The following is a 24,631-nucleotide window of genomic DNA, read 5'->3' on the forward strand; positions in this document are numbered from 1 at the left end:
CGCGCGACGCGCGTTTGCGCCAGAGTAAGCCAGCGTTCAGGAGCCGGTCTATACCGGCTTGTCTCGATTTGAAAACACTCTTACCAGTAAGTGCTCACAACCGGTCTAGACCGGACGTCAGAGGATCTTCCTCCGGACGTTCTCCCCGCCCTCCGGCGCGCCGATCCACGGCCCCTCGATGGACGGGTCGAGGATGCCTTCCTCGACGAAGCCGTAGCGGCCTTCCAGCACGTATCCGGCCAGCCGCGCGTCGTGGGCGTCGCTGTTGTCCCAGAGCCGGTCGAACAACGCATCCACGCGGCGTCGCGCCTGGTGGCAGAAGGTGTCGGCCAGCTCGTACGGCCTGCGCCCCAGATCCTTGGTGTCCTCCTCGGCCTTGACGCAGGCGGCGGTCATGGCGAACAACTCGGCCCCGATGTCCACGATCCTGCCGAGGAAGGACTGCTTGTGCTCCAGCCTGCCTTGCCAGCGGGACATGCCGTAGAAGGTGGACCGGGCCAGTTTCCTACTGGTCCGCTCCACGAAACGCAGGTGCGCGGCCAGCGGGCCGAAGTCGGCGTACGCGGTGGGCAGGTTGCCGGTGCCGGCGACCAGCGTGGGCAGCCACTTGGCATAGAAGCGGCTGGCCCGCTTGAGCGCCTGCGTGCGTTCCTGGCGGGACGCCTCGGGGTTGATCAGCTCCCCGGCCGCCGACAGGTGCGCGTCCACCGCCTCCCTGGTGATCATCAGCCGCATGATCTCGGAGGAGCCCTCGAAGATGCGGTTGATACGCGAGTCACGGAGCATCTGCTCGGCGGGCACGCCGCGCTCGCCGCGGGCGGCCAGCGACTCAGCGGTCTCGTAGCCGCGCCCGCCTCTAATCTGGACCAGTTCGTCGAGGGCCTGGTATGACATCTCCGTCGAGTAGAGCTTGCTCAGCGCGGCCTCGATCCTGATGTCGTTGCGCTTGTCGTCGGCCAGGCGGCTGGTGAGCTCCATGACGGCTTCCAGCGCGTACGCGGTGGCCGCGATGAAGGCGATCTTCGTGGCCACGGCCTCGTGCGTGCCGATCTTGTGTCCCCATTGCACGCGCGCGTTGCCCCACTCGCGGGCGATCTTCAGCGCCCACTTGGCGTTCCCCGCACACGTGGCGGGCAGCGACAGGCGGCCGGTGTTCAGCGTGGTGAGCGCGATCCGCAGCCCCTCGCCCTCACGCCCGATCAGGTTCTTGGCGGGCACTCTCACCTGGGCGAACTCTGTGACACCGTTCTCGATCCCGCGCAGCCCCATGAAACCGTTGCGCCGTTTGACAGTGATGCCCGGCGAGTCGGCCTCGACCACGAACGCACTGATCTTCTTGCCGGTCCTGGCCATGACCACGAGGAGGTCGGCGACGACGCCGTTGGTCGTCCACAACTTCACGCCGTCGAGCACGTAGTCGTCGCCGTCGCGGACGGCGGTCGTGGACAGGCGTGCCGGGTCGGAGCCGACGTCCGGCTCCGTCAGCAGGAAAGCCGAAATTTCGCCCGCCGCGCACCTTGGCAGGAATTCTCGCTTCTGTTCCTCCGTGCCGAACAACTTCAGCGGCTGCGGCACCCCGATCGACTGGTGCGCCGACAACAACGTCGCCAGTGCCGGGGAGTACGAGCCCACCAGCATGAGGGCCCGGCAGTAGTACAGGTACGGCAGGCCGAGCCCGCCGTACTCCTCGCCGATCGTGATCCCGAACGCACCGAGCCCGGCCAGCCCTTTCACGACCTCGTCGGGCACCTGCCCGGTCCGCTCGATGAGCGCAGGATCGACGTGCGCGTCGAGATAGCGGCGCACCGCGCGGACGAACTCCTCGCCGCGTTTGGTCGCCTCGTCGGGCAGCTTGGGCGCCGGATACACCAGATCCAGCCGGAAGTCGCCGAGGAACAACTGCTTGGCGAAACTCGGCAGGGCCCACTCCTTCTCGCGGGCCTGCTCGCCGACTGCCCTGGACTCCGCGTACTTGGCGTGCTCGGTCATCGGAATTCCTCCGTGGATACTCCGGCCCTCAAGCCGGAGAGGAAACGGACTCCCGCGTAGTGGTGCAGGAAAGCCGCTTCGCCTTCAGGCGGGCCGGTGTCAAGGTGTGCCGTGCCACCCCGCGGCAGTGCCCGCCCGATGACGCCTTTATCTACCCTCTTTATACGCACGGCGAGCGCCGATCGAAAGGACAACGGCCGCCACAACCGCAAGCACGGCGGGAAGCACGAGGTAGACGCCGCAGAACGCGAGCGCCGCGAGCGACATCATTGCCCCCACGACCGCCGTGTTCCGGTGCCGGCCCGCGGGCAACATGCGCACCGCAGCCACCACGCCCGCCGCCGTGACGGCGGCCAAGCACGCCGAGGTGGCGCGCATCAGCAGGTCCAGATCCACCGCCCACATCAGCACGGGCAGGCACAGCACGGCCAGCAACCCCAGACTCCGGTACGGCGTGCGTCCCGGCTCCCCGCCCTTGGCGAACCACCCGGGCAGCGCTCCCTCCCTTGCCAGGGCCGCCCCGAGCCGCGCGGCCCCGGCGATGTAGGTGTTGACCGCCCCGAACGTCAGCAGCACGGCCACCACCCCGGTCACGGGCCGCGCCGCGGCACCGATGCCCAGCTCCAGCATCGCGGTCAGCGGCACCTCGGTCATGTCCGCGCCCAGGACGGCGACAGAGGAGACCGACACCCCCAGGTAGAGGACGGCGATCACGGCAAGCGTCACCACCGTGGCCCTGATCAGGCCGTTCGTCCGATCGGCGAACTCGGCCGACAGGTGGCTGGCCGCCTCCCAGCCGACGAAGGCGAACATGAGCACGCCGGCCGCCCCGGCCACGCCCGCGAAGCCGTACGGGGCGAAGGGGGTGAAGGTGGCCGGGTCAGCGTGCGGCGCGGCGCTCACCACGGCGGCGGTCAGCAACGCGACCAGGAGCACGACGAACACGATCTGCAGCCGCCCCGAGGTCCGCAGGCCCGCCGCGTTGGCCGCGAAGGCGGCGATCATGATGAGCCAGGCGGCCAGGGTGCCGTCCTCGCCGAAGCACGCCTCGACGTACTGGCCGCCGACTAGCGCGCCCGCGACGGTGCCGATGGGGACGGCGCCGAAGAACCACCAGCCGGCCACGGCAGAGGCGCGCCGGCCGAACGCGAGCCCGACGAAGCTCGCCACGCCGCCACCGTCCGGGTACCGCGCGCCGAGCGCGGCGAAGGTCAGCGCGACCGGGACGCTCAGCACCAGCAACCCGGCCCAGGCCAGCACGGAGGCGGGCCCCGCGGCGGCGGCCGCCAGATGCGGCAGCACCAGCATCCCCGGCCCCAGCACCGCCCCGACCAGCAGCGCCATGCCTTGTCCGGTGGTCATCCGTTGTGTCATAATCCATGAAATTACTCATCTGAGCGAGATATACCGCTATCTACCGAACGTACGACCGGACGGAGATGCGAATATCCCTCCATGGATGAACTTGATTCGGCCATTGTGCGGTTGCTCCAAACGGATGCTCGGCAGTCCAACAGGGAGCTGGCGCGACAACTCGGCATCGCGCCGTCGACCTGCCTGGAGCGAGTCAGGTCGCTCACCCGGCGCGGCGTCATCCGCGGCTACCACGCCGACATCGACCCGGCCGCGCTCAATCGCGGCGTGCAGGCCATGGTCTCGGTCCAGGTGCGGCCGCTCAGCCGGGCGGTGATCAACGCGTTCAAGTCGTCGGCCGCCGAGATGCCCGAGGTGCTCAGCGTGTTCGTGCTCGCAGGCGGCGACGACTTCCTCCTGCACGTGGCCGTCCAGGACCTGGACCATCTGCACGCCTTCCTGCTGGACAAGCTGAGCAAACGCAAGGAGATCGTCGGCTTCCGCACCTCCGTGGTGTTCCAGCAGGTCCAGAAGGCCGTCCCGACCCGCCTGCCGCCACCCGGCGAGACCTGACTTTCGTCAGGGGCCATCCTGGACGATCGGTGGATCCGGAGAGAGGCCGCCCCCTTCTAGGTTTCTCGGGTGAAATCCCTCCTGATCGCCCTGTACGCGGCCACGGCCGTCGCCGCCCCGACGCCCGCGATGACCCCGGCCGCCATCGACACCTACGTGCGTGACGCGCTGGAGGCCACCGGTCTGCCGGGCGTGTCCGTGGTCGTCACGCACGGCGGCAAGGTCGTCCACGCGGCCGGCTACGGCCACGACTCACAGGGCCGCGCGGTCACCGCGAACACACCGATGCGCGTGGCCTCGGTGAGCAAGTCGTTCACCGCGATGGCGGTCATGACGCTCGTGGAGCGCGGCAAGATCAAGCTGGACGAGCCGGTGGCCGCCCAGCTCCCGGGCTTCAGGATGACCGATCCGCGCGCGGCCCGGATCACCGTGCGGCACCTGCTGAACCAGACCTCCGGCCTGTCGGACACCACGGTCGACATCCGGGAGCTGGACAGCTCCGCCTCTCTCGCCGATTACACCGCTCGCCTGGCCGACGACGGGCTACGTGCCGACCCCGGCACACGTTGGGAGTACTGCAACGTCAACTACAACCTCGCTGCCCGGCTGGTCGAGGCCGCCAGCGGCCAGGGCTTCGGCGACTATTTGCGCGAGGGGGTCTTCGGCCCGCTGGGCATGAAATCCAGCGCCGTCAGCGACCAGGTCGTCAAGCCCGCCGACGGCCACAACTCGATCTTCGGCGCCTGGCTCCCCCGCCCTGAGCTTCCCGCCTTCCTCAGCGACAGCGGCTCGGGAGGTGTCATCACCACGGCCGCCGACATGGGCAAATGGTTGATAGCCCAGACGGGCGACGGCAGCCCGCTGGTCAAGCGGCGCAGCCTGGAGACCATGCACACGCCCAGCGCCCTCCGGGACTACGGCATGGGCTGGGGCGTGGACGACGAGACTGAGCTACTCACGCATTCCGGGAACCTGTTCACCTACACCGCTGTGGAGGCCATCTCTCCCAGGACCGGCTATGGCATCGCCGTCATGACCAACAGCGCCGCACTGCAGGACGACGCCTACACCATCATGCTCGGGCTCGCGGCCATGAGCGAAGGCCGCACGCCGGAGCCGCCCGGGGGCGACCGGCAGCTGTTCGAGCTGATCCTGGCCGTCATCGCGCTGGCCGCGATCGGTCTCGGGGCCGTGGGCGTGGTGCGGGCCCGGCGCTGGGCCGCCCGGCGGACGGGCAGGCCGCAGTGGCGGACCCATCTGCGCCTGGTGCCCGCTCTCCTGCCCGCGGCGATGCTGGCTGCGTATCCGGACCTTCTGTCCTTCCTGATGAACGGGCGCACGGTCACCTGGGCGCAGCTCACGTACTTCCCCGCGCCGATGTCGATCACCTTGCTCGTGACGGCGCTCGCAGGCGTGCTTGTAGCCGCTGTCAGGATTTGTGTACTGCGCTGGGGCGGACCTGGTCGGTCGTCGTCAGCTGCCGGCCCGCTTCGAGCACCGATTCGCGGCCAGAATTAATTTGGTTGCGGCGGGTTCCGGATGCCCCGTACCTTCATGGGCATGCGCCTTTACCTGTAATTCGCAGCTTCAGTCCGTCCCGTCCGTCCATCCAGACGCGGCAGCTGAGCATGTCGACCGGCCTTCGTTCGCGAGTGAGCCGCGTCATGAATTACGTAAAGGAGCCTCTTATGCGAGTTCGCGCAGCCAAGAAGGGCAAGAAGACCCCGGCCTTCCCCGGCCGGGAGATGCCGCCCGCGCCCCGGCAGATGCCCCGGATGCCGCAGCGTCCGATCGCGCCGCCCCGGCGCATCCCGTCCAAGGGCCGCTGAGACCACTACCAGGATGGGTAGTTAGGGCGAGCGCCGCCTCCCTCGTTACGCCCGGAGGCGGCGCTCGCAACCCGTTACAGCCTTTCGATGATCGTGACGTTGGCCTGGCCGCCGCCCTCGCACATCGTCTGCAGCCCGTAACGGCCGCCCGTGCGCTCCAGTTCGTGCAGAAGCTTGGTCATGAGGATCGCGCCCGTGCCCCCGAGCGGGTGGCCGAGTGCGATGGCGCCGCCGTTGGGGTTGACCTTGGCGGGGTCGGCGCCGAGCTCGTGCGTCCAGGCCAGCGGCACCGGCGCGAACGCCTCGTTGATCTCCACGACGTCGATGTCGTCGATCGACAGGCCGGCCTTCTGCAGGGCCCGCCGCGTGGCGGGGATCGGCGCGGTCAGCATGTAGACGGGGTCGTCACCCATGAGCGCGAGCTGGTGGATGCGGGCGCGCGGCGTCAGCCCGTGATCCTTGACGGCCTGCTCGGAGGCGATCAGAAGCGCGCCCGAGCCGTCGGAGATCTGCGAGGAGGTGGCGGCGGTGATCTGGCCGCCCTCCTTCAGCGTCTTCAGCGAGGCCATCTTCTCCAGCGTCGTGTCCGCACGCGGGCCCTCGTCGTCCTCGACGCCATTGACGGGCTCGATCTGGTCCTTGAAGTGGCCGTTCGCGATCGCCTTGGCGGCCCGCTGGTGGGACTCGAGCGCGTACTGCTCCAGCATCTCCCGCGTGTAGCCCCACTTCTCGCACATCAGCTCCGCGCCGCGGAACTGCGAGATCTCCTGCTTGCCATATCGCTCGACCCATTTCTCGCCGAACGGAAACGGCATGCCCTTCTCCAGGGCGGCCGTGATCGAGGAGCCCATGGGAACGATGCTCATCGACTCGACGCCGCCGGCCACGACCAGATCCTGGGTGCCGGACATGACGCCCTGGGCGGCGAAGTGGATCGACTGCTGCGAGGACCCGCACTGCCGGTCGATCGTGACGCCTGCGGTGGTCTCCGGCAGCCCTGCCGACAGCCAGGCGTTGCGGGCGATGTCCATGCTCTGGGGGCCGAACTGCATGACGCACCCCAAGATGACGTCCTCGACCGCCACCGGGTCGACGCCGGTGCGGTCGATCAATGCCTTCAGCGTGTGAGCGGCCAGGTCAGTGGGGTGGACGGTGGAAAGGCCGCCCTTCTTCTTGCCGACCGGGGTGCGGACCGCCCCGACGATGTACGCCTCTGCCACGGTGCCTCCTGAGAACCGAGCATTATTCGGTTACTAGAGGCAGGGTACAACAGAATGACGTTCGGCCGCTGCTCACGCCGGCGGCAGCAGGTCCTCCGCCGTGTCCACCCGGAACCGCCACCGGTCCACGACCAGCCCGTTCAGCGCCTCGGACAGCTCCAGCGCCAGCGTCCCCAGCTTGGCCTGCTCGTCGCCACGCAGCTCGATCGCGGTCAGCTCGGTGGCAAAGGGCAGCAGCTCCTGCACGGCCGGAGGCTGGCCCTTCTGCGGGACCAGGACGGCCTTGATGTCGCCGGCGGTGAACGTGAACTCGTCGTCCTCCTGCGGCTCCAGCAGCGGCGCCAGCTCCTCGGCGGTCGGACGGACCGGGAGGATGACCGCGGGCCCCGTGTTCTCCTCATCGGACGGGTCGCTCACCTCACCCCGGCAGACCGCGAGCCCCTTGAGCCTGAACGCGATGCCCTCGGCCAGGTAGCGGTCGAAGAAGTCCAGCGGCAAAGGCCCTTCGGCAGCCACCCGCACCGCCCAGACCTTCTCCAGCTCACCGCCCGCCAGGTCGGCGTCCGCCTCCACGGCAGCGCTCACTCGGACGTCGGTGGCCACGATGTCGTCGCCGTCTTTCCTGGCCCCTGGGTCGGCGAGCTGGACGATGCGCAGCAGCTCGGCCGGATCAGGTTTGGCCGGCAGCGCCGCCGTGGGACCAGTACGCAGTCTCCGCTTCGCCATCCAGCCCATGCCCGCCTCCGCGCTCAGCTTCGATAGGAGCTTGTCATCGTCGCGTAGACGATGATGTTGTCGGTGTAGTGCCCGGTACGCCGATCGTAGGTCCCGCCGCAGGTGATCAGATGGAGCTGGGCGTTGTCCTGCGGACCGTAGACCCGCTGGGTCGGGAACGTCTTCTTGTTCGCCTGCTCCACGCCGCCGACGGTGAAGACCGCCGTGGTCCTGTCCTGGCGCTTGACCTCGATGATGTCACCGTTCTTGATCTGGAACAAGGCGCTGAACACCGCACTGCGCGTCCTGGTGTCCTTGTGCCCGAGCAGCACGGCGGGACCGGCCTCGCCCGGGGTGGACATGTTCCGATACCAGCCCACCAGGTTGGGGTTGTCCGGCGGCGGCACCTGGATCGTGCCGTCCTTGGCCAGGCCGACGGACCTGATCGGCGCGTTGATCCCCAGACGCTTGACCACGATCCGGACGGGGGTGGACGGCATCATCGGCGGCGCCGGGTTGATCTGCGGCAGCGGCGGCGGCACGTCGGGCGCCGCCTGGAACAGCGCCTGCTCCGGCTTGCCGCTCTGGTTCGGCTGCGACGGCAGCGCCAGGCTGTCCCTGTTGTTCGACGCGAGGCCGTACTCGTCCGGGGAACGCAGCACGATCAGCAGCCCGGCCACCACGGTCGCGACGCCGGCGATGGCGGCCACGATCAGCACGGTCCTGAGCGCCGTGCCGCCCTTGTGCTCGGGTGGAGGCGGCGGTGCCGCCCCGCCGCCACCGTACGGGTAGTAGCCGGACACTGCGGTCAGCCCCGGGTGGCGTTACGGCGACGCATGAACAGCCCACCCACCGTCGCGGCCGCGATCAGCGCGGTGCCGGTCAGGATGAACATCCGCCCATCAGGCCCCATCTCGCCGCCGGCCCCGGTGTCCGCCCCTTCCTTGGGGGTCTTGGACTTTTCAGTCTTCTCGGGCGGGGTGACGGTCACCGTCGCGGTGCTGGTCTTGGTGGGCTTGGGGGTGCTCGTGGTCGGGGTCGGGGTCGGGGTGTTCGAGGTGGTCGGGGTATTCGTGCCGGTGGCGGTGCTGCCGGTCCCCACTACCAGGGTGGCGGCAGGGCCGGAGCCGGAGGCTGTCGGCTGACAGTTGTAGCTGCCACCACCGACCTGAAGCGCGAAGCCGCCGCCCTTGAAAACCACCGTCCCGCTCGCGGTCGGCGTGACCACCATGGTCATCGTGGGGATCGGCACGGGAGCGCCCTGGCTGATCCCCGTCGCGGGTGCGACGGCACCGGTCGCCACAACCTGCGTCGAAGGCACCGGTGACCCGCTGGGGCTGACGGTTCCCGACGCCGCCACGGTGCTGCTCGGACTGATCGAGGCCGCCGCCGTCAAGGCACCGGTCGACGGCTGGATGATTTCCCACGTGAGGGTCGCTGTGGAGCTGGGGCTCGGCTGCGCGGCCGGAGTCTTCACCTCCATGGAGAAGGTCACGGTCGCCGCCGCGGCCCCACCTGAACCCGTGCAGGAGTAGACCACGGGGACCGGGGCCGCAATAGCAGCCACCACGGGTAGCCCACCGAAGATCCCTGCGCCTAGGACGGCCATAGCGGATGTCTTGAGGGCGAGGCGGCGCCTCGCCTTGGACGTCTGCACTTCCATCTCCATTCAGCGCAGTATCAACAGTCGTGCCAGAATCCCAGCCGTTTGTCACGGTTAGGTTGAGATCTTACGAACTGTCCCTGTCAACTTCCGGTAAACCGCCAAATCGGCCACAACTACCTCGGTCACCCCTTCTTCTTGGACAACGTCGCGTACACGATGATGTTGTCCTGGTAGCTGTGCGCCCCCTTGTTGAAGACACCGCCACAGGTGACGAGCCTGAGCTGGGCCCCGCCGGTGTTGCCGTACACGCGCTTGGTCGGGAACGTCGACTTGCTCACCTGCTCGATCCCGCTCACCGTGAACCGCGTGACCTTGCCGTCCGACCGGTACACGTAGATGTGGTCACCCTTGGCCAACTCCGACAGCCGGGCGAAAACAGCAGGACCCTTGCGGGTGCTGACGTGACCATTGATGATCGAGGGCCCGGACTCGCCGGGGACCGGCGAGAAGCGGTACCAGCCGGTCTGGTTCTGCTTGGTCAGCGGCGGGGTGCCGAGGTTGCCCTTGATGTCCACCGTGACCGGTCCCACCGGCGCGTTCACCTTGATCTTGGGGATCTTGATGCGAGCCGGCTTGGCCTTGGCCTTGGCGACCTTGGTCTTGGGCACCGGGATCGGAGCCACGGTCGGCACGGCGGCGAGCGGCGGCGGAGCGTCGAGGCGGGCCGGAGTGAGGCCGGACGGCCCGCCGGGGCCGACGGTCGGCGGCAGCACGAACGCGCCCGCGTTCTCGATCTGCACGGTGGACGGCTCGTCCATGGCCGCGACGCCCGGTCCAGAGCCGTCGTCCACCGCGGGCGCCAGCGAGAGCAGACCCACCATGACGGCGCCCACACCGGCCAGCGAGCCGGCGATGAGCAGCCCGGGCACCGCTTTGTTGAGCGGCGACTTCTGCTGCTGCTCGGTCATTACTTCACACCTCCGGCGTGCACGGCGCGGCGGCGCCACAACAGCAGGCCTCCGGCCGCACTGCCCATGATCATCGCGGATCCACTCGCGATCAGTCCGTACGCTCCCGTGTCCGCGGGCGGATCGGGCGCCTCACCGGTCTCCACTCCGCCCTTGGGCGTCTTGGCCACCTGCGGTCTCACATACTTCGTCGCCGTCGGGGACACGGACGTCGTGGTGCTGGTGGTCGGCGTCGCGCTGCTCAACCCCCCGGGGACGACGGCCACGATCGGGGGATGGATGTCATGCGACGTGGGGTTCGGCGAGCCCGTCGTCGGGGAGACCGAGGGCGACGTGCCGTTGGTCGGGGTCTGGCTGGTGGAGGGGCTGGTCGGCGGCGTCGAGGTCGGGCTGGTCGGCGGCGTGCTGCTCGGACTGCCCCCGACGGTCACCACGATCGACCCGGGAGGGCTGGCGGGCGTGCACTTCGCGCTGTGGAAACCGGTCGGGTTCTGAGCCGTGGCGGTCGAGACCTCGAACGCGTCCAGCCACGCGGGCTTGGTGGAGGCGTTCCGAATCTCGATCGTGTGCTCTCCGTAGGTCAGCTCGGGTGACGTCCACAACGGCTTGCCGCCGTCGAGGTCGTGGTTGACCGGCTTGTCGTTGTCATCGCGCGAGGGGTCCACCGTGGCCTGCTTGTGGCCGTCGATGTAGATGTCGACCGGGCCGGCGTCCTTGTCCGTCGGACCGATGTACTTCACGCTCGTGCCGATGAAGGTCAACTCGGCGGAGGCGCCCAGTTGGGTGGTCTCGTGCAGGTCATTGTGCACGTGGTGTTCGGAGGCAGGACGGTCGTCCACCGACGCCCACGCGCCGCTGTAGACGATCTGCATGTCGCTCGGGTTGTCGGAATCGTCACCGTCGTTGATCACCACGCTGTTGTCCGGCGGGGTGAAGTCGAGGTCGATGTCCCGCGGCGTGATCTTGATGGTGCCCGGCTTGTTGATCAGGCCAGGGTCGTTCAGCATCGGAGGCAGGCCCAAGGGAGAGTCGGGGCGCAGCGCTTTCTCCGGAGCGGCGCTTCCCCTGGGCTGGAGGATGCCCGTCCAGTTGCTCTTGAGCTCGAGGTTGCCGATCGCATGCACCTGTCCGCCAGGACCGAAGTAGCCGGGCGACTGGAACCGGCTGCCGTCGCCGGTGTACTCCAGCTTCCAGGAGTAGTTGAGTGGCCCGCCGACCACAAGATCCGTCTCGAAGGTGAGGTACGTCGTCAGCTTCACCGGAGGGTTCCGAACGATGCTGCTCGTACCGGTCTCCGTACAGATGTACTTGACCTCAAGATCGGCCGGCGCCGCCGATGCGGGCAGGTTGGGCAACACCACTACGCCTAACGCCGCCAGGGAACCCACCGATGCGGCGATCCACGCCTTGCGCCACCGACTCACGGAAGACTCCGATCACCCACGTTATAGACCGAGGGTAGATCTTAGGGGCGAAAACACCCGCAACACATGCCAAATGAAGCCTCTTCCAGCACTTGTGATGAAGCCGTGTCCAGCACCAGAATCCTGTTCGGGAGGCGAGGATGGAAAGAGACCTCTTCGACGAGGAACACCTGCTGTTCAGAGACACGGTGCGCGAGTTCATGGCCCGCGAAGTGGTGCCGCACCACGCGCAGTGGGAGAAGGACGGCATTGTCCCGCGCGAGGTGTGGAAGAAGGCCGGAGAGCTGGGCATGTTCGGGTTCTCGGTCCCCGAGGAGTACGGCGGCGCCGGCGTCACGGATTTCCGGTACAACGCGGTGATCGTCGAGGAGATCATGCGGCACGGCGCGACCGGACTCGGCTTCTCGTTGCACAACGACGTCATGGCCCCGTACGTGGTCGATCTGACCAATGACGAGCAGAAGCAGCGGTGGCTGCCCGGCTTCGCCAGCGGCGAGCTGATCACCGCGATCGCGATGAGCGAGCCGGGCGCGGGCAGCGACCTGCAGGGCATCAGGACAACCGCCGTCCGCGAAGGCGACCACTACGTCGTCAACGGGCAGAAGACGTTCATCACCAACGGCATCAACGCCGACCTCGTGGTCGTGGTGGCCAAGACCGATCCGGAGGCGGGCGCCAGGGGGACGACGCTGATCGTCGTGGAGCGCGGCATGGAGGGGTTCAGCCGGGGGCGCAACCTCGAGAAGGTCGGCATGAAGGCGCAGGACACCGCCGAGTTGTTCTTCGAGAACGTCCGCGTGTCCGTCGCCAACCGCCTCGGCCCGAACGACGGCGAGGGGTTCTTCCAGCTCATGAACAACCTGCCCCAGGAACGCCTGTCGATCGCGGTGGCGGCGGTGGCCGCGGCGGAGGCCGTGCTGGAGCAGACCATCGAATACTGCAAGACCCGCCAGGCCTTCGCCCGCAGCATCGGCTCGTTCCAGAACACCCGGTTCGTCCTGGCCGAGCTGGTCACCGAGACCGAGATCGCCCGCCACTACGTCGACAAGTGCATCCTGGCGCTCAACGCCAAGCAGCTCACGGCGGTGGACGCGGCCAAGGCCAAGTGGTGGACGACCGAGCTGCAGAACAAGGTCATCGACCGCTGCGTCCAGCTCCACGGCGGATACGGATATATGACCGAATACCCGGTCGCGAAGGCGTGGCTGGACAGCCGTGTCCAAACCATTTACGGCGGCACGACCGAGATCATGAAGGAGATCATCGGCCGGTCATTCGGGTTTTAGCACCTGACGCGCGGGCCGCCGTCCGACGCCGCATACTGGACAGCATGGACGGCGGCCTGATCCTCCTGGTCTTCCTGGCGTTGCTCGTCGCCTGGGGGCTCAATCGTGTGCGCCGGGCGTTCCGCCTGGGTCCCGTGGGCTATGCCGGCGTGATGATCGTGTTCATCATCGCCATGCTGCTCGTCTGGGGCCAGACGAAGGTCTAGGCGATCGCTTCGACGAAGCGGGTGAGCAGCCGGGCGAACTCGGCACGCTCGGCCGCCGACCAACCCTCCATCGCCGTCGCGAACGCCGCTTGCCTGGCGCGATGCGCCTGTTCGAGCGCGGCGCTCCCCTCGTCCGTGAGCACCAGGCACGACCTGCGGCCGTCCGCCTGATCGGCCTCGCGCCTGACCAGGCCCGCCTCCACGGCCGCGGCCACCAACCGGCTCGCCCGCGGCTGATCCACGCTCAACGCCTGCGCGACCGCGGTCACGGTGACAGGCTCGCGCGCGGCCTCGATCACGTCGAGCACGTCGTATTCGGGCCCAGCGCCCTGTGCTTTCGCCAGCACCCGCCTGCTCTGCCTGCGCCTGATGGCGACCATCGACTGCTCGATCGCGCGGAGCTCGCGGAGCCCGGCAATTTCCTTGTCTTCATCCATATAGTTGCTATTGTACATGCATGGAGAAGCATATCGGCTATTGGGTGAAGAATCTGGACACGGTGCTGGAAAGCGCCATGGACGACGCGCTGCGGGTGTCCCGGCGAGAGTGGCAGGTGCTCAACACCGCCGCGCATGACGCCCGGCCGGACGAGCTGGCGCCGTTCGCCGGGGTGGAGGAGGCCGTGGAGCAGCTCACTGCCCGGGGATGGCTCGCGGACCGCCGGATCACCGCGGCGGGCAGGGCCGCGCACGCGGAGATCGCCGAGCGGGTGGTCCTGTTCAGGCAGCGGGTGAGTGCGGGCGTGAGCCCCGAGGAATATCAGGCGACCGTGGACGTGCTCCGCCGGATGGCCGCCAACCTCACGGGCTCATGAGCCCGAGGCCTCCAGGAGGACGCGGGCCACGAGGCCCGGGTCGTCGCTCATCGGCACGTGCCCGCAGCCCTTCAGCAGCTTGACCCGCTGCCCTGACCACCGCGCCGCACGCACCGCCTGGCGGCGCGGCAGCAGGCGGTCGTGCTCGCCCCACGCGATCGTGATCGGTGTCTTGGGCGGCGCGGGCGGCATCACCCCGGCGAACGACTCCAGCGTCTCCTCGAAGCCGGTCGAGGCGGCCAGCGCCCGCGTGGCCGCGATCAGCGCGCCCGGCTCCATCCGGGACGGGTGCGCGACCAGCACACCCGTGGACAGGGCGCGCAGGAAGGGGCTCTCGGCCGTCCTGACGGCCTGCTCGGGCGGCATCGCACGGGCGGTGGCCCGCAGCGCACGCAGCACGGTCTGGCAGTAGAGCAGCTCGGCACGGGACCAGAAGCCGGCCGGCGACAACGCGGTCGCCGTGCGTACGACGCCGCGCGAGGCCAGCTCCAGCGCGATGTAACCGCCGAGCGAGTTGCCCGCCACGTGCGGCTCGCGCACGCCGAGCAGCGCGCAGAACGACTCGACCGCATCGGCCAGCGACTCGGCGGTGTACGGGATGCCGTCAGGCAGCCCCGGCGACGCCCCGAACCCGGGCAGGTCGATCGCGATCACGGTCCTGGAGGCGGCCAGGCGATCCAACACCGGCGACCAGGCCTGCCAGTGGTGGCCGATGCCGTGGAGGAGGATCAGCGGCGGACCGCTGCCCCGCCGTTCGAAGGCCAGCTCCATACGGCCAGTGAATCATTCACCTGCCGCGCGTGGGAATCTCGAACCAGACCGCTTTGCCTTCCCTGGTCGGTCGCGAGCCCCAGCGTCTGGCCAGCTGGTCGACGAGGTAGAGGCCGCGCCCGCCCTCGTCGTTCTCCCCCGCGCTGCGGATCCGCGGCAGGCGCAGGTCCTGGTCGAAGACCTCGACCCAGACCGACTCCTCGCCCCTGCGCAGCCGCAGCGTGAACTCCTTCTCGCCGACCACTTCGTCCTCGAAGCCCGGCATGTCCCAGGATTCCTCGAACGGCAGCGGCGGCCCCTCCACGACCAGCTCCCTGCGCGGCACGCTGGCGCTGGCGGCGTGCAGGACCACGTTCGTCACAACCTCGGAGACCAGCAGGCAGGCCAGCTCGGCCCGCTCCTCGGGTACGTTCCAGCCGGCGAACGCCTCCGAGGCCATCCGGCGCGCCTCGCCGACCATGATCGGCTGGGCGGGGAATGTGCGCTCCTCGACGTCGAGATCCACGTCGCTGGAGCGCACGACCAGGATCGCCATGTCGTCGTCGATCTCGCCGGGCACCGCGACCGTGGCGACGTCGGCGATGCGCTCGACGTCGACGTCGGCCATCTTGGCGAGCTTGTCGCAGAGCACGCCGAGCGTCTCCTCCTCGCTCGGCATCCTGCCGTCGCGGCCGGGACGGCGGTCAACCAGGCCGTCGGTGTAGAGGAGCAGCGCCGCGCCGGGCGGCAGCGTGCGGGTCTCCTCCTTGTAGACCAGGTCGGCGTGCATGCCCTTGGCGCGTACGCCGAGCGGCTGGCCGACCTCCTCGATGTCCAGCTCGACGCACTGGCCGTCGACCAGCAGCAGCGGCGGGGCGTGGCCCGCGTTGGCGAAGGACAGCTGCCTGGACCAGGCGTCGTAGACGAGGTATTGGCAGGTCACGATGGGCGGGATGCTGACGTCGGCGCCGTTGTCGTCCTGCTCGGGGGTGGCGATGATGCGGGTCCACTCGTCGAGCCTGGCCAGGATGTCGGCGGGCGACTTGTCGTCCTGGGCGAAGGCCCGCAGCGCGGCCCGGAGCTGTCCCATGATGGCCGCCGCTTTGGCGCCCCGGCCCTCGACGTCGCCGATCACGATGCCGACGCGGCCGGCGGACAGCGGGATCACGTCATACCAGTCGCCACCGACCTGCGTCTGGATGCCCTGCCCGTGGGAGGCGAGCGGCGCGGCCGGGTAGTAGCGCACCGCGATCTCCAGGCCGTCGAGCTGCGGCAGCGCCCGGGGCAGCAGGTATTTCTGGAACGACTCCGCCGTGTGCCGCTCCTCCTCGAACAACAACGCGTTGTCGATCGCGAGCGCGACCCTGGTGGCGATGGCGCCCACGAAGTCGCGGTCGAAGGCGTCGTAGTGGGGGCTGCGGCGGTCGGTGAGGTTGGACAGGCTGAGGTACATCAAGCCGAGAGTCTCACCGCGCACCAGCAAGGGGGCGACGATGGCCGAGGTCATGCCGATCTCACCGCACAGCCGCGCGCTGTCCTCATGGGGCGCCGGGTAGCTGCTGGAGGAGAAGTCCTCGACGAGGATGGTCTCCTGACGGCGCAGCGCCGTGTCCGCGTAGTGGCCGGAGGGGTAGCGGATCTCCGCGCCCACCGGCTTCCATGTTCCCGACGGGGGCGTCCACCCCTGCACGTGTTGTGAGACCCGGCGGACGAGCCGGTCACCCTCCATCAGCTCGATGAAGCAGTGGTCGGCGAACTGCGGGACGAGCATCTCGGCGACGCGCTTGAGCGTCTCCTCGACATAGAGCGAGCCGGCCAGCCGCTCGCCGATGCGCTCGAGCAGCCCGAAACGGTCCTTCTCCCGCTCGTTGCTCCGGAGCGCCTCGCGGGCCATGATGACGATGCCCGTCACCGAGCCCGACGGGTGGCGCAACGGCACAGCCTGGGCGCGGACGTAGACGATCGTGCCGTCGCCGCGCTTGACGTCGAACGTGCCCTCCCACACGCCGCCCTTGAGCACGTGCTTGGCCAGCTCGATCGCCAGGGGGTGGTCCTTCTCCATGATCCCGAGGGACAGGACGGACGTTCCCCTCGAAGGGGCGCTGTCCGGACGGCCGAACAGCTTCTCGGCGAACGGGTTCCAATAGAGGAGGTTGCTGAAACGGTCGGTGACGACCACCGCCATTTCCGCGTGGTCTAGAACGGATCCGGCAGCAAGGTGATCAGCCGCATCTTGTGACAGATCCCCCCAACGCTTCATCCGGAGACCACTCCTCGGGGTGGCGAGCATGCAAAGCGAACCACGAGCGCTCCTGCAACAGTCTTGGCCAGGGGAGAGTGGAGGGCCTCCCAAGAGGGATTCAACCAAGCAGCCGCGCGCGCGTCAGCGCTTGGAGACAAAAACGTGCGCGGCAACATCGCGCGGAAGCTCCGCGGGAGTGTCGTTCGCGTCACCGTCACCTGTCACCCGCACACCGTCGTCGCTCGCCGCGAGCGTGACCTCGCGTCCGGGTTGTATCCCAACTTGCTTGAGTTTAAGCATCACAGCGGGATCACTTTGCACTTGTTCGCTAATTCGGCGGACGACGACGGGTATATCTCTCGGTCCTGCCACGTCGCTCATGGACATCAGCTGGTTGCCGCCGGCCTCGGCCTCCTTGGCGCCCAGCTCGGCGAGCCCGGGGATCGGGTTGCCGTGCGGGCACACCGTGGGGTTGTCGAGCAACGTCACCAGCCGCGCCTCCACGGACTCCGACATGACGTGCTCCCAGCGGCACGCCTCGATGTGCACCTCTTCCCAGGGAAGTCCGATCACCTGGGTCAGCAGGCACTCGGCGAGCCGATGCTTGCGCATCACCCGTGTGGCGAGCTGGCGGCCGAGATCGGTCATCGACAGATGCCGGTCACCCTCGACCCGGACGAGGCCGTCACGCTCCATGCGCGCGACCGTTTGGCTCACCGTGGGCCCGCTCTGTTGCAGGCGCTCGGCGATGCGCGCGCGAAGGGGGACGATGCCCTCCTCCTCGAGCTCGTAAATCGTGCGGAGATACATCTCCGTCGTATCGATCAGGCCGTGTGCGGTCAAGACAGTCCTCCCAACTGAATGTTACGCCGGTCGTGGCGTTTGGGTCCCCCTGGACGCTGACCACCCGACCCAGGACTGAGCCCGTTCGCCTCGGGCACAGGCCTCACAGGAACCCTATTGGGAGAACGACCGACGATGGATAAGGACGGCAACACCAGCGCGGCCCAGTTCCTTCCCGACAAGCTGGACCTCGAGTCGCTGCGGCTCGCCGCGGCCTGTTGCGAGGGGTGTGGCCTGTACAGGAACGCCACGCAGACGGTGTTCGGCGAGGGGCCGAGTCAGGCGAGGTTCATGCTGGTGGGCGAGCAGCCGGGGGACCAGGAGGACCGTCAGGGGCATCCGTTCGTGGGCCCGGCGGGTCGCATTCTGGACAAAGGTCTGGCGGAGGCCGGTATTCCGCGTGACGACGTTTACGTCACCAACGCGGTCAAGCACTTTTCCTTCGTGCCGCGCGGGAAAAGGCGCATTCACCAGAAGCCGACGGCCGCCGAAGTCACGGCCTGTCATCCGTGGCTCGACGCGGAGCTGGCCGTGGTGGATCCGTCGGTGATCGTGGTGCTGGGTGCGACGGCCGCGCAGGCGCTGCTGGGGCGGACGTTCCGGGTGACGCAGCACAGGGGGGAGCCGGTGCCGCTCGGCAACGCGCTCGCGGTGGCCACCATCCACCCGTCGGCCGTGTTGCGCGCGCCGGACAGGGACGCCGCGTACGCGGGCTTCCTGTCCGACCTCCAAGCGGCGGCTCGGGCTGCCTGACCATCAAGCGGCGGCCCGGGTGGCCTGAGCATCACGCGGCGGCCGGATCGCCTGACTATTCCGGGGCGGCCACCGGACTCTTGGCGACCGTGCCCGCCCGGTAGTTCCTGAAGGTGGCCACCGACAGGCCCACGACCAGCACCACGGCCGCGCACGCCAGGCCGCCGCCCACCCACGCGCCGGTGAGCCCGAACACCGTCGCCGTCGCCCCGGCTCGCAGGTCGCCCAGGCGCGGCCCGCCCGCCACGACGACCATGAACGCGCCCTGCATCCGCCCCCGCATCTCGTCGGGCGCGTACAGCTGCAGGATCGACTGCCGCCACACCGACGAAACCACGTCCGCCGCGCCGCCGACGGCCATGAACGCCACCACCAGCCACAGCTCGGACACCAGGCCCGCCGCGGCCACGGCAAGCCCCCAGACGGCGATGACGACGACCAGCGCCACCCCCTGCCGGCTGACCCGCCCCACCCACCCGGAGAACAACGCGCCGACGACCGAGCCACCGGCCATGGCCGAGTTCAGCAGGCCGAGCGCGATCTCCGACCCGCCGAACGACTTGTCGGCCAGCTCGGGGAACAACGCCCGCGGCAGCGCGAACACCATCGCGATGATGTCCACCACGAACGACATCAGCAGCACACGGCTCCTGACGATGAAGCTGAGCCCCTCCAGCACCGCCCGCGCACCTGGACGGCTCACTTCGCCCTTCGGAGGCAGTGAGGGCAGTCTGAGGGCCGCGTAGAGGCTGCCCGTGAAGAGCAGGGCGTCCACCGCGTACGCCGCCGCGAACCCGCCGGTGGCCAGCAGCACGCCCCCGACCATCGGTCCGACCACCGCGCCCATGCTGTAAACCAGCGAGTTGAGCGCGTTGGCGGCGGGCACCAGCTCGGGCTCCAGGATCCTCGGGATGATCGCGCCCCTGGTCGGGCCGGTGACGGCGAAGCCCGTGGCGTTCAGCGCGACCGCCGCGAAGATCAGGTAGACGTTCGCCAGCCCGAGCAGCGCCTGCGCCAGGATGAACAGGGTCGCCGCCCAGGCCACGAACGAGCCGATGATCAGCACCTTGCGCCGGTCCATGGCGTCGGCGACCGCCCCGCCCCACAGGCCGAACACCACCAGCGGCACCAGGTTGGCCATGCTGAGCAGCCCGACCCAGAGCGAGGAGTGCGTCAGCTCGTAGACCTGCTGGCCGACCGCCACGACGGTGACCCCGACCCCCATGTGCGCGACCGCTTGGCCCAGCCAGATCCGCCGGTACGCGGGTACGCCCAGCGGCCGGGTGTCCACCAGATGACGTTTGACCAGCTCCCCGAATGCCACTCAACGCACACTAAGGCGCGAGTCTCTCCAAGGCCCAGCCGGGTCGGGTCCGCCGGTAGCGAAGGCGGTCGTGCATCCTGTCGAGCTGCCCCTGCCAGAATTCCACCTCGTTCGGGGCCACGCGGTAGCCGCCCCAGAAGTCGGGCACCGGCGGGTCGTCCGGCCAGCGGTCGGCCAGCTCGCGGTAGCGGGCGTCCAGTTCCTCCCTGGAGCGCACGACCGCCGACTGGCGTGAGGCCCACGCGCCGATGCGCGAGCCGTACGGGCGGGAGTTGAAATATGCCGCCGACTCCTCGTGGGAGATCTTGGCGACGGTGCCCTCGATGCGGACCTGGCGGCGGATGGGGTGCCAGGGGAACAACAACGAGGCCCGCGGGTTCTCGGCCAGGTCGCGGCCCTTGCGCGACTCGTAGTTGGTGTAGAAGACGAATCCGCGTTCGTCGTAGCCCTTCAGCAGGACCGTCCTGGCGCCGGGGCGACCTCCGGCGGAGGCGGTGGCCAGGATCATGGCATTGGGTTCCGGCAGGCCGGCGTCGACCGCGTCCTGGAACCAGACGGTGAATTGCGCGATGGGGTCGGACGCGAGGTCTGATTCGAGCAGCGGCTCGCCCTCGTACGTACGGCGAAGCCCCGCCAGCACGGGCGGGCGCGGGGTGGCATCCACGAGACCGTATTCTTGCGTGCCCGCGGGCACGATCCCACGCACCCGCTTCCCACGGCGATCTCATGCCGACTCTGAGACCGCTTGTGTCATGGTGATCTCACGCCGACTCTGACACCACTGTGTCATGGCGATCTCTTGCCGGCTTCCGAGACCGCTCCGACCAGCGGGTTTGGCCTTACGGCGGGTCCCGAGACCGAGCATGACCTGGGAGGGGGTTAAATTGACCCGCCGGTATCTCGACATCAAGGCTTTGCGTTGCCGAAACATGGCAAGAAAGGGAGGCGGCCGAGCATGTCCGACTTCAAACCCGGACTCGAAGGCGTCGTAGCTTTCGAGACCGAGATCGCGGAACCGGACAAAGAAGGGGGCGCCCTTCGATACCGGGGCGTCGACATCGAAGAGCTGGTCGGCCGTGTCCCGTTCGGGGCCGTCTGGGGCCTGCTGGTCGACAACACGTTCCAGCCGGGCCTGCCCCCGGCGGAGCCGTACCCCATCCCTGTCCACTCCGGTGACATCCGCGTAGACGTACAGAGCGCGCTGGCCATGCTGGCTCCGGCCTATGGCTTCAAGCCGCTGCTCGACATCAGTGACGAAGAGGCCCGCGACCAGTTGGCGCGGGCTTCCGTCATGGCACTGTCGTTCGTGGCGCAGTCCGCCCGCGGGCTCGGCCTGCCGATGGTGCCGCAGAGCCGGGTCGACGAGGCGAAGACCATCGTCGAGCGGTTCATGATCCGCTGGCGCGGTGAGCCCGATCCCAAGCACGTCAAGGCCATCGACGCTTACTGGACCTCCGCTGCCGAGCACGGCATGAACGCCTCGACGTTCACCGCCCGCGTCATCGCCTCCACCGGCGCCGACGTGGCCGCCGCGCTCTCCGGTGCCGTCGGCGCCATGTCCGGACCGCTGCACGGCGGCGCCCCGGCCCGTGTGCTGCACATGATCGAGGGCGTCGAGCAGCTGGGCGACGCCAAGAAGTACGTCCAGGGCGAGCTCGACAAGGGCAACAGGCTCATGGGCTTCGGTCACCGCGTCTACCGCGCCGAGGACCCGCGCGCCCGCGTGCTGCGCCGTACCGCCAAGGAGCTCGACGCCCCGCGTTACGAGGTCGCGGCGGCGCTGGAGCAGGCCGCGCTGGAGGAGCTGCACGCGCGCAAGCCCGACCGGGTGCTCGCCACCAACGTCGAGTACTGGGCAGCCGTGGTGCTGGACTTCGCCGAGGTTCCGTCCCACATGTTCACCTCGATGTTCACCTGCGCCCGCACGGCCGGCTGGGCCGCGCACATCCTCGAGCAGAAGCGCACGGGCAGGCTGGTCCGCCCCAGCGCGAACTACGTCGGTCCCACCTCGCGCCCGCTCAGCGAAGTGCCCGGTGCCGACGAGGTGACCGGCGCGTTCTGATCCACGTCACAGCGGCTACCGCGCGGCTCGCATCCGCGCGGTAGCCGTTTTTCGTGGACCCCGTGCGAGCCACTCCACGCCGGTCAGTACGCTGGTTCACGTGGCTGACATCGTGATTCCCGCTGACATCAAGCCCGCCGACGGCCGATTCGGCTGCGGGCCCTCGAAGGTACGCACCGAGCAACTGGCCGCGCTCGCCGCCTCCGGCGCGAGTCTCATGGGCACCTCCCACCGCCAGAAGCCGGTCAAAAACCTGGTCGGCCGCGTACGCTCCGGACTCGCCGACCTGTTCTCGCTGCCTGAGGGCTACCAGGTCGTGCTGGGCAACGGTGGCACCACGGCGTTCTGGGACATCGCCGCCTTCGGGCTCGTCCGCGAGAAGTCGCAGCACCTGTCGTTCGGCGAGTTCTCCTCGAAGTTCGCCACGGTCACCAAGAAGGCCCCGTGGCTGGCCGAGCCGAGCGTGATCAAGTCCGAGGTCGGCACCCACCCGACCGCGGTGACCGAGGAGGGCGTGGACGTCTACGCGCTCACCCACAACGAGACCTCGACCGGCGTCGCCATGCCGATCAAGCGGGTGGGCTCGGACGACTCGCTCGTGCTCGTGGACGCCACCTCCGGCGCCGGCGGCCTGCCCGTCGACATCACCGAGAGCGACGTCTACTACTTCGCGCCGCAAAAGAGCTTCGCCTCCGACGGCGGCCTGTGGATCGCGATCATGTCGCCGCGCGCCCTGGCCAGGGTCGAGGAGATCGCCGCGAGCGGCCGTTACGTGCCGGAGTTCTTCAGCCTGCCGGTCGCGATCGACAACTCCGGCAAGGACCAGACCTACAACACCCCGGCCGTGGCCACGCTGTTCCTGCTGGCCGACCAGCTCGACTGGATGAACGACAATGGCGGCCTGGCCTGGACCACCGCCCGCACGGCGGACTCCGCCTCGCGCCTCTACACGTGGGCCGAGAAGTCGTCCTACACCACGCCGTTCGCCGCTCCCGAGTTCCGCTCGCAGGTGGTCGGCACGATCGACTTCTCCGACGACGTGGACGCCGCGGCCGTGGCCAAGGTGCTGCGCGCCAACGGCATCGTCGACACCGAGCCCTACCGCAAGCTGGGCCGCAACCAGCTGCGCATCGCGATGTTCCCGGCCATCGACCCGGCCGACGTCGAGGCGCTGACGGTGTGCGTCGACTACGTGGTCGAGCGTCTCTGACGACGACGTAGCTCTGCCATGAGGGCGAGCGCGTCCTCCTCCGCGACGCTCTGCGCGAACCTCGCCAGCACCGGCAGCCGGTCGGTGCTGGCCGCGAGCGCTTCCAGCATGAGGTCGCTGACCTGCTCATCCCTCGACTTGGCCGCGGCATACCTGAAGGCGTTGCGATATGGCGTGCGCACGAGCAGGCCCTTCTTCACCAGCCGCTCGGCCACGGTCTGGCTCGCCAACGGACTAACCTTTCCGGCTCAAGCTGTAGGAATCATTCTTGCCCGACATCCCCCCATTCGGCCAGGGAACCGTGCGCCCCAAGAGCCTCGGTTATCTGATGTTCGCCAGCCGCTGGCTCCAGGTGCCGCTCTACCTGGGCCTGATCGTGGCGCAGGCGGTGTACGTGTGGCAGTTCGTGCTGGAGCTCTGGCACCTGATCGAGACGGTGTTCCTGCACGCCGCCCCGGCGTCGGCGGGCACGCCGTCCGCCGAGGTCGTGGTGATGCTCACCGTCCTGGGCCTCATCGACGTGGTGATGATCTCCAATCTGCTGATCATGGTGATCATCGGCGGTTACGAGACGTTCGTCTCCCGCATCAACCTCAACGACCATCCCGACGAGCCGGAGTGGCTCTCCCACGTCAACGCCAACGTGCTAAAGGTCAAGCTGGCCACGGCCATCATCGGCATCTCATCGGTGCATCTGCTGCAGACCTTCATCCGGGCGCAGTCGACGCCCAACGACAAGATCATGTGGCAGACGATCATCCACCTGGCGTTCGTGGCCTCCGCCGTGGGGCTGGCCTTCATCGACCGCCTGCTCTCGGCCTCCCCGGCCGAGCACACGCGGTCACATATTTAGCGCTCGCTTACGGCGGAGCACCCAGCCGGCCACCACGCCGCCGACGAGGCCGAACAGGTGTCCCTGCCAGGAGATGCCCTCCTGGTTGGGCAGCAGGCCCGCCAGGATCCCGTAGTAGACGATGCCCACGCCCACGGCGATGACGATGTCGAGCAGCCGCCGGTCGAACACGCCCCTGGCCAGGATGTAGCCGAAGTAGCCGAACACCAGCCCGCTCGCCCCGACCGTGTAGACGGCGGGGCTGGTCAGCCAGGTGCCGAGCCCGCCGATCACGATGATGATCAGGCTGGCCCACAGGAACTTGCGCACGTCACGCAGCCCGGCCAGGAAGCCGAGCACCAGCAGGGGCACCGAGTTGGCCATGAGGTGGCCGAAGCCGCCGTGCAGGAAGGGCGCGAACAGGATGCCGACCAGCCCTTCGGGATCCCAGCCGAGGATGCCGAACTGGTCGAGCGCGCCGTTGAGCACGTAGTCGACGCCCTCGACGACCCACATCACGACGAGCATGCCGACCACGATGATGAAGGCGCTCAACGCACCAGAGAGAAGGGCTCCGGCGCCACGTTTGGCGGACTCGAACCTCGGCGAACCCGAATAGTCGCTCATACGCCC

27 protein-coding genes are annotated in these 24,631 nt (G+C 68.6%); 11 read left to right on the forward strand and 16 right to left on the reverse strand.

What is annotated here, in order from left to right; all coding sequences use genetic code 11:
* Nucleotides 1-117: 117 nt before the first annotated feature.
* Nucleotides 118-1,989 (reverse strand): acyl-CoA dehydrogenase family protein, encoded by a 1,872-nt coding sequence (locus OHA25_RS01095; protein WP_327585773.1) that lies wholly within the window; start codon nt 1,987-1,989, stop codon nt 118-120.
* 147 nt (nt 1,990-2,136) lie between these two features.
* Nucleotides 2,137-3,351 carry an APC family permease gene (locus OHA25_RS01100; RefSeq protein ID WP_327585774.1) on the reverse strand — a complete coding sequence of 405 codons (1,215 nt, stop codon included), beginning with the start codon at nt 3,349-3,351 and terminating at the stop codon, nt 2,137-2,139.
* 93 nt (nt 3,352-3,444) lie between these two features.
* Here OHA25_RS01100 and OHA25_RS01105 point away from each other — a divergent pair, with 93 nt between their 5' ends.
* The 3 genes from OHA25_RS01105 (at nt 3,445) to OHA25_RS01115 (ending at nt 5,744) form a co-directional block, all read left to right on the forward strand.
* A complete protein-coding gene (locus tag OHA25_RS01105; RefSeq protein WP_327585775.1) occupies nt 3,445-3,915 on the forward strand; it encodes an Lrp/AsnC family transcriptional regulator in 471 nt (156 codons plus the stop codon).
* A 69-nt stretch (nt 3,916-3,984) separates the two neighbouring features.
* Nucleotides 3,985-5,433, forward strand: coding sequence for a serine hydrolase domain-containing protein (locus tag OHA25_RS01110; protein WP_327585776.1), 1,449 nt, complete (start codon nt 3,985-3,987; stop codon nt 5,431-5,433).
* Nucleotides 5,434-5,603: 170 nt separating this feature from the next.
* Entirely contained in the window at nt 5,604-5,744 is a 141-nt protein-coding gene (locus OHA25_RS01115; RefSeq protein ID WP_327585777.1) for a hypothetical protein, read from the forward strand.
* Nucleotides 5,745-5,818: 74 nt separating this feature from the next.
* On the opposite strand, the gene OHA25_RS01120 is transcribed toward OHA25_RS01115, so the two are convergent.
* The 4 genes from OHA25_RS01120 to OHA25_RS01135 all read right to left on the reverse strand — a co-directional run bounded on the left by OHA25_RS01120 (nt 5,819) and on the right by OHA25_RS01135 (nt 8,930).
* Nucleotides 5,819-6,964, reverse strand: a complete 1,146-nt coding sequence (locus tag OHA25_RS01120; protein ID WP_305915076.1) for an acetyl-CoA C-acetyltransferase — start codon at nt 6,962-6,964, stop codon at nt 5,819-5,821.
* Between the two features lie 72 nt (nt 6,965-7,036).
* Nucleotides 7,037-7,699 (reverse strand): hypothetical protein, encoded by a 663-nt coding sequence (locus OHA25_RS01125; protein ID WP_327585778.1) that lies wholly within the window; start codon nt 7,697-7,699, stop codon nt 7,037-7,039.
* Between the two features lie 14 nt (nt 7,700-7,713).
* Entirely contained in the window at nt 7,714-8,481 is a 768-nt protein-coding gene (locus OHA25_RS01130; protein WP_327585779.1) for a class F sortase, read from the reverse strand.
* Between the two features lie 5 nt (nt 8,482-8,486).
* Nucleotides 8,487-8,930 carry a hypothetical protein gene (locus OHA25_RS01135; protein WP_327585780.1) on the reverse strand — a complete coding sequence of 148 codons (444 nt, stop codon included), beginning with the start codon at nt 8,928-8,930 and terminating at the stop codon, nt 8,487-8,489.
* Between OHA25_RS01135 and OHA25_RS01140 the strand changes: the two genes are divergently transcribed.
* Complete coding sequence (locus OHA25_RS01140; RefSeq protein WP_327585781.1) at nt 8,917-9,213, forward strand: hypothetical protein; 297 nt, start codon at nt 8,917-8,919, stop codon at nt 9,211-9,213. The genes OHA25_RS01135 and OHA25_RS01140 overlap by 14 nt on opposite strands.
* Before the next feature lie 253 nt (nt 9,214-9,466).
* Here the strand turns inward: OHA25_RS01140 and OHA25_RS01145 are convergent, their stop codons facing one another.
* Together OHA25_RS01145 and OHA25_RS01150 are read right to left on the reverse strand one after the other, a co-directional pair.
* Nucleotides 9,467-10,252 (reverse strand): class F sortase, encoded by a 786-nt coding sequence (locus OHA25_RS01145; RefSeq protein WP_327585782.1) that lies wholly within the window; start codon nt 10,250-10,252, stop codon nt 9,467-9,469.
* Complete coding sequence (locus tag OHA25_RS01150; RefSeq protein ID WP_327585783.1) at nt 10,252-11,676, reverse strand: hypothetical protein; 1,425 nt, start codon at nt 11,674-11,676, stop codon at nt 10,252-10,254. The genes OHA25_RS01145 and OHA25_RS01150 overlap by 1 nt, the downstream gene beginning before the upstream one ends.
* Before the next feature lie 140 nt (nt 11,677-11,816).
* On the opposite strand from OHA25_RS01150, the gene OHA25_RS01155 reads away from it, so the two are divergent.
* Both OHA25_RS01155 and OHA25_RS01160 read left to right on the forward strand, forming a co-directional pair.
* Nucleotides 11,817-12,962 (forward strand): acyl-CoA dehydrogenase family protein, encoded by a 1,146-nt coding sequence (locus tag OHA25_RS01155; protein ID WP_327585784.1) that lies wholly within the window; start codon nt 11,817-11,819, stop codon nt 12,960-12,962.
* A gap of 44 nt (nt 12,963-13,006) precedes the next feature.
* Complete coding sequence (locus OHA25_RS01160; RefSeq protein WP_165977497.1) at nt 13,007-13,168, forward strand: hypothetical protein; 162 nt, start codon at nt 13,007-13,009, stop codon at nt 13,166-13,168.
* Here the strand turns inward: OHA25_RS01160 and OHA25_RS01165 are convergent.
* Nucleotides 13,165-13,605, reverse strand: coding sequence for a MarR family winged helix-turn-helix transcriptional regulator (locus tag OHA25_RS01165; protein WP_327585785.1), 441 nt, complete (start codon nt 13,603-13,605; stop codon nt 13,165-13,167). The genes OHA25_RS01160 and OHA25_RS01165 overlap by 4 nt on opposite strands.
* Before the next feature lie 20 nt (nt 13,606-13,625).
* Here OHA25_RS01165 and OHA25_RS01170 point away from each other — a divergent pair, with 20 nt between their 5' ends.
* Nucleotides 13,626-13,982, forward strand: coding sequence for a MarR family transcriptional regulator (locus tag OHA25_RS01170; protein WP_327585786.1), 357 nt, complete (start codon nt 13,626-13,628; stop codon nt 13,980-13,982).
* Here the strand turns inward: OHA25_RS01170 and OHA25_RS01175 are convergent.
* The 3 genes from OHA25_RS01175 to OHA25_RS01185 all read right to left on the reverse strand — a co-directional run bounded on the left by OHA25_RS01175 (nt 13,977) and on the right by OHA25_RS01185 (nt 17,817).
* Nucleotides 13,977-14,753: an alpha/beta fold hydrolase gene (locus OHA25_RS01175; RefSeq protein WP_327585787.1), complete on the reverse strand. Its 777-nt coding sequence runs from the start codon at nt 14,751-14,753 to the stop codon at nt 13,977-13,979. The genes OHA25_RS01170 and OHA25_RS01175 overlap by 6 nt on opposite strands.
* A 16-nt stretch (nt 14,754-14,769) precedes the next feature.
* Nucleotides 14,770-16,992: an ATP-binding SpoIIE family protein phosphatase gene (locus OHA25_RS01180; protein ID WP_327585788.1), complete on the reverse strand. Its 2,223-nt coding sequence runs from the start codon at nt 16,990-16,992 to the stop codon at nt 14,770-14,772.
* 123 nt (nt 16,993-17,115) lie between these two features.
* Nucleotides 17,116-17,817, reverse strand: coding sequence for a metal-dependent transcriptional regulator (locus OHA25_RS01185; RefSeq protein WP_305915064.1), 702 nt, complete (start codon nt 17,815-17,817; stop codon nt 17,116-17,118).
* A 135-nt stretch (nt 17,818-17,952) separates the two neighbouring features.
* Here OHA25_RS01185 and OHA25_RS01190 point away from each other — a divergent pair, with 135 nt between their 5' ends.
* Nucleotides 17,953-18,570 carry a UdgX family uracil-DNA binding protein gene (locus tag OHA25_RS01190; RefSeq protein ID WP_305915063.1) on the forward strand — a complete coding sequence of 206 codons (618 nt, stop codon included), beginning with the start codon at nt 17,953-17,955 and terminating at the stop codon, nt 18,568-18,570.
* A 55-nt stretch (nt 18,571-18,625) separates the two neighbouring features.
* Here OHA25_RS01190 and OHA25_RS01195 read toward each other — a convergent pair whose 3' ends face one another.
* Nucleotides 18,626-19,894, reverse strand: a complete 1,269-nt coding sequence (locus OHA25_RS01195; RefSeq protein ID WP_327585789.1) for an MFS transporter — start codon at nt 19,892-19,894, stop codon at nt 18,626-18,628.
* A gap of 10 nt (nt 19,895-19,904) precedes the next feature.
* Nucleotides 19,905-20,558: a pyridoxamine 5'-phosphate oxidase gene (gene pdxH, locus OHA25_RS01200; protein ID WP_327585790.1), complete on the reverse strand. Its 654-nt coding sequence runs from the start codon at nt 20,556-20,558 to the stop codon at nt 19,905-19,907.
* 291 nt (nt 20,559-20,849) lie between these two features.
* On the opposite strand from pdxH, the gene OHA25_RS01205 reads away from it, so the two are divergent.
* Nucleotides 20,850-21,956 (forward strand): citrate synthase 2, encoded by a 1,107-nt coding sequence (locus OHA25_RS01205; protein ID WP_327585791.1) that lies wholly within the window; start codon nt 20,850-20,852, stop codon nt 21,954-21,956.
* A gap of 100 nt (nt 21,957-22,056) precedes the next feature.
* Nucleotides 22,057-23,166 (forward strand): phosphoserine transaminase, encoded by a 1,110-nt coding sequence (gene serC / locus OHA25_RS01210; protein WP_442942039.1) that lies wholly within the window; start codon nt 22,057-22,059, stop codon nt 23,164-23,166.
* On the opposite strand, the gene OHA25_RS01215 is transcribed toward serC, so the two are convergent.
* On the reverse strand, nt 23,145-23,396 hold the full coding sequence (locus OHA25_RS01215) for a BlaI/MecI/CopY family transcriptional regulator (protein ID WP_327585792.1): 252 nt from the start codon (nt 23,394-23,396) through the stop codon (nt 23,145-23,147). The two genes, serC and OHA25_RS01215, sit on opposite strands and share 22 nt — an antisense overlap.
* A gap of 38 nt (nt 23,397-23,434) precedes the next feature.
* On the opposite strand from OHA25_RS01215, the gene OHA25_RS01220 reads away from it, so the two are divergent.
* Nucleotides 23,435-24,019, forward strand: a complete 585-nt coding sequence (locus tag OHA25_RS01220; protein ID WP_327585793.1) for a TIGR00645 family protein — start codon at nt 23,435-23,437, stop codon at nt 24,017-24,019.
* Here the strand turns inward: OHA25_RS01220 and OHA25_RS01225 are convergent.
* Entirely contained in the window at nt 24,008-24,625 is a 618-nt protein-coding gene (locus tag OHA25_RS01225) for a rhomboid family intramembrane serine protease (RefSeq protein ID WP_327585794.1), read from the reverse strand. The two genes, OHA25_RS01220 and OHA25_RS01225, sit on opposite strands and share 12 nt — an antisense overlap.
* Nucleotides 24,626-24,631 lie beyond the last annotated feature (6 nt).

The sequence above is a fragment of the Nonomuraea sp. NBC_00507 genome (genome assembly GCF_036013525.1).
GTDB lineage: Bacteria > Actinomycetota > Actinomycetes > Streptosporangiales > Streptosporangiaceae > Nonomuraea.